Source organism: Phenylobacterium sp. (assembly GCF_036963605.1).
GTDB lineage: Bacteria > Pseudomonadota > Alphaproteobacteria > Caulobacterales > Caulobacteraceae > Phenylobacterium.
In genome coordinates, this window is record NZ_JBALUY010000002.1 from 66,286 (window position 1) to 74,829 (window position 8,544).

8 protein-coding genes and 1 pseudogene are annotated in these 8,544 nt (G+C 67.9%); 1 reads left to right on the top strand and 8 read right to left on the bottom strand.

Annotation, left to right across the window (positions count from 1 at the left end):
* The 6 genes from mreC to V7702_RS01120 form a co-directional block, all read right to left on the bottom strand.
* A partial coding sequence (mreC, locus tag V7702_RS01095) for a rod shape-determining protein MreC (RefSeq protein WP_335648297.1) occupies window positions 1-1,062 on the bottom strand: 1,062 nt, incomplete at its 3' end.
* Between the two features lie 171 nt (window positions 1,063-1,233).
* Window positions 1,234-2,277, bottom strand: a complete 1,044-nt coding sequence (locus V7702_RS01100; RefSeq protein ID WP_300574823.1) for a rod shape-determining protein — start codon at window positions 2,275-2,277, stop codon at window positions 1,234-1,236.
* 300 nt (window positions 2,278-2,577) lie between these two features.
* Window positions 2,578-3,459, bottom strand: coding sequence for a DMT family transporter (locus V7702_RS01105; protein WP_335648298.1), 882 nt, complete (start codon window positions 3,457-3,459; stop codon window positions 2,578-2,580).
* A 109-nt stretch (window positions 3,460-3,568) separates the two neighbouring features.
* Window positions 3,569-5,143, bottom strand: coding sequence for a 2-isopropylmalate synthase (locus V7702_RS01110; protein WP_335648299.1), 1,575 nt, complete (start codon window positions 5,141-5,143; stop codon window positions 3,569-3,571).
* Window positions 5,144-5,416: 273 nt separating this feature from the next.
* Window positions 5,417-6,154, bottom strand: a complete 738-nt coding sequence (locus tag V7702_RS01115; protein ID WP_335648300.1) for a TVP38/TMEM64 family protein — start codon at window positions 6,152-6,154, stop codon at window positions 5,417-5,419.
* Between the two features lie 53 nt (window positions 6,155-6,207).
* Complete coding sequence (locus tag V7702_RS01120; RefSeq protein WP_335648301.1) at window positions 6,208-6,618, bottom strand: hypothetical protein; 411 nt, start codon at window positions 6,616-6,618, stop codon at window positions 6,208-6,210.
* A 151-nt stretch (window positions 6,619-6,769) separates the two neighbouring features.
* On the opposite strand from V7702_RS01120, the gene V7702_RS01125 reads away from it, so the two are divergent.
* Window positions 6,770-7,972: a pyridoxal phosphate-dependent aminotransferase gene (locus tag V7702_RS01125; protein WP_335648302.1), complete on the top strand. Its 1,203-nt coding sequence runs from the start codon at window positions 6,770-6,772 to the stop codon at window positions 7,970-7,972.
* 57 nt (window positions 7,973-8,029) lie between these two features.
* Here the strand turns inward: V7702_RS01125 and V7702_RS01130 are convergent, their stop codons facing one another.
* Both V7702_RS01130 and V7702_RS01135 read right to left on the bottom strand, forming a co-directional pair.
* Window positions 8,030-8,266 (bottom strand): DUF2171 domain-containing protein, encoded by a 237-nt coding sequence (locus tag V7702_RS01130; protein ID WP_335648303.1) that lies wholly within the window; start codon window positions 8,264-8,266, stop codon window positions 8,030-8,032.
* A gap of 55 nt (window positions 8,267-8,321) precedes the next feature.
* Window positions 8,322-8,544 (bottom strand): annotated as a pseudogene (locus V7702_RS01135) (hypothetical protein); the annotation flags it as partial.

Sequence of the window (8,544 nt, forward strand, 5' to 3'; positions counted from 1 at the left end):
CGGGGTCTTCGGAGCCGGCGGCCTAGGCGTGGGCGCCTTGGGCGCCGGAGCGCGTGGCGCAGGGGCTTTCTGGACCGGGGCCCGGGTGGTGGGCGTCGGCGTCGGTGTCGGTGTCGGTGTCGGTGCAGGGGGTGGCGGGGGCGAGGTCACACCCACGGCTGGCAGCGTGCTGTTGGCTGGCGGCTCGGAGGGCGCATTCAGCTCCTCCTGGTCAACCAGTTGGGCGAAGTCCTCGAACAGCAGGACACGCACAAAGTCCACCGCCCCTGACTCGGCGCTCAGCACCACGCGCCAGGCGCCGTCCACGCCGCGCACCGCCACGCCGACCGGCAGCCCCCGGGGCATCAGGCCGCCGTCGCCGGAGGTCACGATGCGGTCGCCTTCCTTTACCGGATCCTGGCCGCGCAGGTAGTCGAGCTTGGGATTGGGGCCGCCATCGCCGGTCAGGATGGCCCGGGCATTGGTGCGATCCACCATGACCGGCGTGCGCGAAGCGATATCGGTCAGCATCAGGATGCGGCTGGCCCCGCGGGTGACGCCGACCACCCGGCCCACCAGGCCGTGCTCGCTCATCACGGGGTTGCCGATGCGGATATTGCGCTCGCTTCCGGCGTTGGCCAGCCGGGTGTTGGCGAAGGGGCCCCGCGCATCGGCCACAACGCGGGCTGAAACCATGGGGATCGGCGGATTGGTCCTCAGGCCAAGCAGGTCGCTATAGCGCTCATTCAGGTCGCGCAGGCTCAGCACCTCCTGCTCCAGGGCGGCGGCGGCCTCGAGCTGCTGGCGAAGACGGCGATTCTCCGAGACGGCGAAGAAGTAGTCCCCGATGGCCCCGGACAACGAGCCCAGCCAGTGGAGCGGCGCGGAGACCACGCCCGTGACCGGGGCGCTGACGGCGTCGCTGACCTCACGGGTCACCCCATAGGCCTCGTTGCGGAAGGTCTCGCGGCGGTCCCCGAGCAGCAGGGCGGCGGCCACGACGACGGCCACGATGAGGGCGACGCCGGCGGTCCAGACCAGCGGCACCCGGATCTCACCGAAGGGATTGTCCCGAAAGGACACCTAAGCCCGTCTCCCCGCAGACACGAAGACGGCCATGCGCCGCCTGCGTCAGTTCAGCAAATCCTAGACCTTGAGCGCTTCAAGCAGATTACGGCTGAATGCGCTCGTCACACCCTAGGCGTAAGGACGACCTTGCCTGATTCCGACGTTTCCGTCCGAACCCGGAACCGTCTAGGCCAGGGTGGATTCCAGGACGCCCTTCATCCACTTGGGATGTTCCAGAACCTTACCGCAACCGAGCGCCACGCAGGACAGGGGATCGTCGGCCACCGTCACCGGCAGGCCGGTGTGGTCGCGGATCTCGGCGTCCAGGCCCCGCAGCAGCGCGCCGCCGCCGGTCAGCATGATTCCCTTGTCGGCGATGTCCGAGGCGAGTTCGGGGGGAGTCGCCTCCAGCGCCATCTTCACCGCATCGACGATCTGGCCGACCGGCTCCGACAGGGCGTCGGAGGCCTGCTTCTCGCTGATGCGCACTTCGCGGGGCACGCCCTGCATCAGGTCGCGGCCCTTGACCTCGATGGACAGGCCCTCGCCGTCGGCCGGCGCCCGGGCGGTGCCGATTTCCTTCTTGATCCGCTCGGCGGTGGTCTCGCCGATCAGCAGGTTATGGTTGCGGCGCATATAGGAGATGATCGCCTCGTCCATCTTGTCGCCGCCGACGCGGACCGAACGCGAATAGACGATGCCCGACAGCGACAGCACGGCCACCTCGGTGGTGCCGCCGCCGATATCGACGACCATGGAGCCGGTGGGCTCATGGATCGGCAGGCCCGCCCCGATGGCCGCAGCCATGGGCTCGTCGATCAGGCCGACCCGGCGTCCGCCGGCGTTCAGGCAGGAGTCGTTGATGGCGCGCCGCTCCACCGCCGTGGCGCCCGATGGCACGCAGACGATGACCTTGGGGTTCACGAAGCCCTTGCGGTTGTGAACCTTGCGGATGAAGTACTTGATCATCTCCTCGGCGACTTCGAAGTCGGCGATGACCCCATCGCGCATGGGGCGGATGGCTTCCATGTGACCCGGTGTCCGGCCCAGCATCTGCTTGGCCTCGATGCCCACGGCGTGGACGATCTTGCGTCCGCCGATGTTTCTGAGCGCCACCACCGAAGGCTCGTTCAGCACGATGCCCTTGCCCTTCATATAGATGAGCGTGTTGGCGGTGCCGAGGTCGATGGCGATGTCGTTCGAGATGGCGCCGAAGAGGGACGAAATCATGCAGGGCCCTGGTGAAATGGGGGGCTTGGAGAGCGTTTCTACGACACCCCGACCCAAGGGGCGCCGACTCAGGCGCGTGGGCGGATCAGGCTGTCGCGAGAAGGACTTGAGGTTCGTGTGCCCCGCCCCTTTGTTGATTTCAAGGCTTATTCACTGGCGCGGCTCCGAGCGGGGCGACAGGGACCCGCCGCCGCTGGAGATTCAACCCTGACGGAGCTCTTGCACGCGCCCCTTGCGCTGATGCGCCTCAGGCGTCGCCACGGCTCCGGCGACGTCCGCCCACGAATCATTGACGCAGGTTCAGCCCAGGGCCGTCAGCACGACCCCCAATGCTGTGGCCGCGCCGCCGAGGCCCTGGCGGAGGGTGAGGGCCTCCTTGAACAGCCGACGCCCGGCGGCCGCGGCGATGGGCGCCTCCACCACGCCGACGGCGCGCACCATGCCAGCCGGCGCCAGGGCCAGGGCCGAGAACCAGCAGGCCGAGGCCGCTGCGCCACAGAATCCCGCCCCCAGGGACTGGCGCCAGGCTCGCGCCACCGCCAGCAGCACGGCAGGACGTCGAAGACCCAGCCAAGCGCTGAGGCCCGCGGTCTGGAGAGCCTGCGCCACGCAAACCGAGGCCGTGGCCGCATAGATGGGATGATCGGCTTCCAGGGCGAGCCCGGCGTGACGGTAGGCGTTGAGGGCGACGGCGAACGCCCCGCCCGACGCGAGTCCCAGCAGACTTCCCAGCATGACGCCATGGCCTTCGCCAGATCGCGGCCAGGACAGGACGCAAAGGCCGAGAGTCGTCACCGCGACCCCAAGCCAGGCCTGCACGGTCAGACTGTCTCCGAAGGCCGCGGCCCCCAGGAGCGCGGCCAGCGGCAGAGAGGACTGCTGCATGAATGTCGCCACGGCGAAGCCCGTCCGCCGCATGGCTACCAGCAGGGCGGCCGTGGCTAGCACCTGCCCCAGAGCGCCGGCGCTGACCATGAGCCAGAATCGCGCCGTGAAGCTGGGGTGGGCGTGGGGCGTCGCCAGGGCGACCGCAGCGAAAATGATCAACGCGAATGGTAGGCCGAACAGGAAGCGGACAAGTGTCGCGCCCCACGGCCCGGCCTCTCCGATCAGGCCTCGCTGCAGGGCGTTGCGCGCCACCTGCAGAGGCGCGGCGGCGATCGTCAGGGCGATCCAGAGCATGGGCGGTTCCTCCCCCGCCCGTCGTGACGGCGCGGGGTGGCTGGCGCGCAGAGACGCAGGCGGCGCGCCTCAGCGCCGTCTTGCCTTGCGCAGATGAAAAGGAACCGGCCTAGAAGCCGCTGGCGATGGCGTCCGGCGCGGTCTTTTCCTTGCGCGCGAAGAGATTGTTGAGCGCGTTCACATAGGCCTTGGCTGAGGCCGTCAGGGTGTCGGTGTCGGCGGCCTGGCCGGTCGCGATACGACCGTCCTCTTCCAGCCGCACCGAGACCTGGGCCTGGGCGTCGGTGCCTTCGGTGACCGCATGCACCTGGAACAGGCGCAGGATGGCGGTATGCGGCACCACCTCGTGGATGGCGTTGAACACTGCGTCCACCGGGCCATCGCCCGTAGCCGTGGCAGACCGCTCGACGCCCTCGACCGTCACGGTCAGATGCGCCTCCTGCGGCCCCTCGGTGCCGGCGATCACCCGCAGCTGCTTGACCTGGATGCGGTCGGCGCCCGAGGCCAGGGCGTCGTCCACCAGGGCCACGATATCGTCGTCAAAGACGTGCTTCTTCTTGTCCGCCAGATCCTTGAAGCGCTGGAAGGCTTCGTTCAGAGCGTTCTGGCCCAGCTCATAGCCCAGGGCCTTCAGCTTTTCGCGGAAGGCGTGGCGGCCCGAATGCTTGCCCATGACCAGATTGGAGGCGCCCTGCCCGACGCTTTCCGGCGTCATGATTTCGTAGGTGCCGCGGTCCTTCAGCATGCCGTCCTGGTGGATGCCGCTCTCATGGGCGAAGGCGTTCTTGCCGACAATCGCCTTGTTGAACTGCACCGGGAAGCCAGTGATCGCCGAGACATAGCGGCTGGCCCGGGTGATGTGCTGGGTCTCCGCGCCCGTGAAGTAAGGCAGCCGGTCGCCGCGCACCTTCAGCGCCATGACCACTTCTTCCAGGGCTGCATTGCCGGCTCGCTCGCCGATGCCGTTGATCGCCACCTCGACCTGGCGCGCCCCGCCCTGCACGCCGGCCAGGCTGTTGGCCACGGCCAGGCCCAGGTCGTTGTGGCAGTGGGTCGACAGGATGATGTTCTCGACGCCTGGGACGTTCTCCACCAGGTCGCGGAACACCGCCTCATATTCCGACGGATAGGTGTAGCCGACCGTGTCGGGGATATTCACCGTCTTGGCGCCGGCCTTGATGGCGGCCTCGACGCAGCGGCGCAGGAAGTCCTGCTCGGTGCGGGTGGCGTCCTGGGCCGACCATTCCACGTCGTCGCACAGGTTGCGGGCGTGGGTCACCGAACGGGTGATGGCCTCCAGGATGTCCTCCTGGCTCATCTTCAGGATGTGGTCGCGGTGCGAGGGGCTGGTGGACAGGAAGGTGTGGATGCGGCCGCGCTTGGCCGGGCGGATCGCCTCGGCGCAGCGCTCGATGTCGATGGCCGCCGCCCGGGCCAGGCCGCAGATGGTGCTCTCGGTGACGATCTCGGAGATCTGGCGCACCGCCTCGAAGTCGCCGTTGGAGGCGATGGGGAAGCCGGCCTCGATCACATCGACCCGCATCTCCTCCAGGATCTTGGCGAGCTCCAGCTTCTCCTCCAGGGACATGGAGGCGCCGGGCGACTGCTCACCGTCACGCATGGTGGTGTCGAATACAATGACGCGATCGCGTTCGGACGCGGCGTTGGAAGCTTGGAAAGTCATGTCAGGATCTCTTCGCGGGAGCTCATTCTAGAAAGGTCGGGCGGCGGGGTCATCCCCTGAGCGCCCGGCCCCGCGAACTTTCGCGCGAGCCTACAGAGGCGCCCAGGGGCGGCTAAGCCCCAGCGAACGGCCAAGAAGCAGGTTGTCGCGCTGCGTAGACATGGGTGGATTGTTAGCCAACCCCGGCGCTTCCCGCAACAGAATTGCTCAAACCCCCGCCAAATCCCTGGAGAAGGGACGAACATTGCGCCTGGTCGCCGGACGCTGAGGGGCTCAGGTTTCGGACTCCGCGCCGCCCTTGCCCGCCACAGCCCTCTCGCGGGACTTCAGCCAGTTGCGGGCGAACCACCCCATGACCACCCAGCCGACGACGATGGCGACGAGCAGGCCGATATGCCCGACCCCGCCGCCCTTCATCGCCTGGGCGATGGAATTGCCGGCAAACGCGGTGACGCCGATCTTCGGGATGATGCCCAGCGCCGTGCCGGTGAAGAAGTGGAACAGCCGCATCGGCGTGACGCCGGCGGCCATGTTGACGACGATAAAGGGCGCAGACGGCACCAGCCGCACGATCAGGCTGGCCCAGAAGCCGTTGCGCCCGACCAGCGCCATGAACTGCCGAACGCCCTCGCCGGCGAAGGCGTCCAGGACCCGCGCGCCCGCCGCCCGGCCGATGAAGAACCCCACCAGCGACGACGCCAGGGTGCCGGTCCAGCTATAGGCGAAGCCGGTCCAGGGACCGAAGGCGACCACCGCCGCGGCGATCAGGACGAACTGCGGCACCCCGACAAAGGCGAGCAGGGCGAAGGCCGCCACCGCCGTCGGCAACGCCCAGGGACTGTGAGCGGCCATGCCCAGCCAGTGCTCGACCGTCGCCTCGCCGTCGAAACCCAGCACCTGGGCGCCGAACAGGAAGACCAGCCCCACCCCGCCAAACAGGACGAAGGAAACGGCTACGCCCCGCCAGGCGCGGGCGTCCATGTTGGTCAGGAACCGGAACAGGCGGCGCATGGCCCTGGCCTCGCCGATCCTGGGCCGGGGGTCAAGCGTCGCGCACCCTCCCGTCAGGTCGCGCAGCGCACCAGGCTGAGCGCGTCCCCGGCCGGGCCGCCCTGGATGCTCATGGTTCGTCCGCCAGCGCCGAAGTCCAGACTCAGGCGCCGGCTTTCGGGCGGCGCCTGCGAGGTGCATAGGGCGGCGATCTCATAACCGTCGTCCAGGGCGGCGACCCCTTCGAACCGGCAGGCGACGTCGCCGGGGCCTGACAGGCCGTCATGGCGAAACTCCCAGGCGCGACTGGCGCACAGGGCCGGATTGGCCGCCCAGCGGCCCACATAGGCTGGCTGGGCCGTCGGATTCGAGACCGGCTCGGCGACGACCGAGGCGGCGTCGGGCGCAGGGGCGGGCTCCGGCGACGTCTCACCACACGCAGCGAGCGGGGTCAGCAGGGCGAGGATCAGGATCGTTCGGATCATGGAGGCCTTCTGGCGTCGGGCGGCCGGACTGTGGCCAAGGCGCAAACGGCTCCGCCTATCGGGCCGTTCCCGCTCCAGCCGGGTTTCCGCGAGCGGGGGCTTAGGTTAAACCCGCCATCTTCCCAACCCGCTCCAAAGGGAGTCCGTCTCCATGTCGCTGCAATCGTCCACGCTCGCCCGCGTCAAGCCGTCCGCCACCATGGCGACCGACCAGAAGGCGCGTGAACTGAAAGCCCAGGGCCGCGACATCATCAGCCTGGGGGCCGGGGAGCCCGACTTCGACACGCCCCAGAATATCAAGGACGCCGCGATCAAGGCGATTCAGGACGGCAAGACCAAGTACACCACCGTCGACGGCATTCCTGAACTGAAGGAAGCCATTGTCGCCAAGTTCGCCCGCGAGAACGGCCTGACCTACAAGACCAGCCAGGTGAACGTGTCACCGGGCGGCAAGCCGGTGATCTTCAACGCCATGATGGCCACCCTGAACCCCGGTGACGAGGTGGTGATCCCGACGCCCTACTGGGTCAGCTATCCCGACATGGTGCTGCTGGCCGGCGGCACGCCGGTATTTGCGCCGACCACCGCCGAAACCGGCTTCAAGCTCCGGCCCGAAGACCTGGACAAGGCGATCACGGCGAAGACCCGCTGGGTGTTCCTGAACTCGCCGTCCAACCCGTCGGGCGCGGCCTATACCCGGGCCGAGCTGAAGGCCCTGGCCGACGTGCTGATGCGCCATTCCGACGTGTGGATCCTCACCGACGACATGTACGAGCACCTGCTGTTCGACGACATGGAGTTCGTGACCATCGCCCAGGTGGAGCCGGGCCTCTATGACCGCACGCTCACCATGAACGGCGTCTCCAAGGCCTATGCGATGACCGGCTGGCGGATCGGCTACGCCGCCGGGCCTGAGCCGCTGATCAAGCTGATGGCCAAGGTCATGAGCCAGTCGACCTCCAACTCCTCGTCGGTGTCGCAGTGGGCGGCTGTGGAGGCCCTGAACGGGCCGCAGGACTTCATCAAGCCCAACGCCAAGCTGTTCCAGGGTCGTCGCGATCTGGTGGTGTCGATGCTGAACCAGGCCCGCGGCCTGAAGTGCCCGACGCCCGAGGGCGCCTTCTATGTCTATCCGTCCTGCGAGGGGCTGATCGGAAAGACAGCGCCCAGTGGCAATGTCATCGGCTCGGACAAGGACTTCGCCAACGAACTGCTGGAAGCAGAGGGCGTGGCGGTGGTGTTCGGCGAGGCGTTTGGCCTGTCGCCCTTCTTCCGCATCTCCTACGCCACCAGCAATGCGGTGCTGGAAGACGCCTGCGGCCGCATCCAGCGCTTCTGCGCGTCCGTCAAATAAGCGAACGGCCCCTCCGCGTCGGAGGGGCCGAACCGCCCACAGGGCCTGGTCGGAAACCTAGTGCTTTTCGCGCCAGGACGACTTGGCCGCATCCTTGGTCAGGTTCAGGCAGACCTTGTCATCCTCGACCCGATCCACCCACGTCAGGGGGATCATGTGGTGCTTGAGGCCAGCGCCCATGTCGAACTTGGCCAGCTCGATCTCCGTGCCGACCACATGATCGACGCGACCCACGTGATCGCCATCCGAGCCGATGACTTCCATGTGTTCCTTGATTTCGGCGGCTTGAATCATCTTGCATCTCCGTCTTGAGGGGCTGCAGGACGAACGCCCTCAGGGGCGATCGGGTTCACGCCACCTGACCGACCGCCATGATCTCTGCAGCCGCCTGGCGCGGCGCCAGGAAGGTGATCACGCAGCGCACGCCGTCGGCTGGGAAGGTCAGCTCGACCTGCCCGTCCAGCTGGTGGGCCAGCCCCCCGACAATGAGTCGCGAGCCGAATCCACGCCGGGTGGGCGGCGTCACCGGCGGTCCGCCATGCTCCTCCCACCTCAGGGTCAGACGCTCCTGC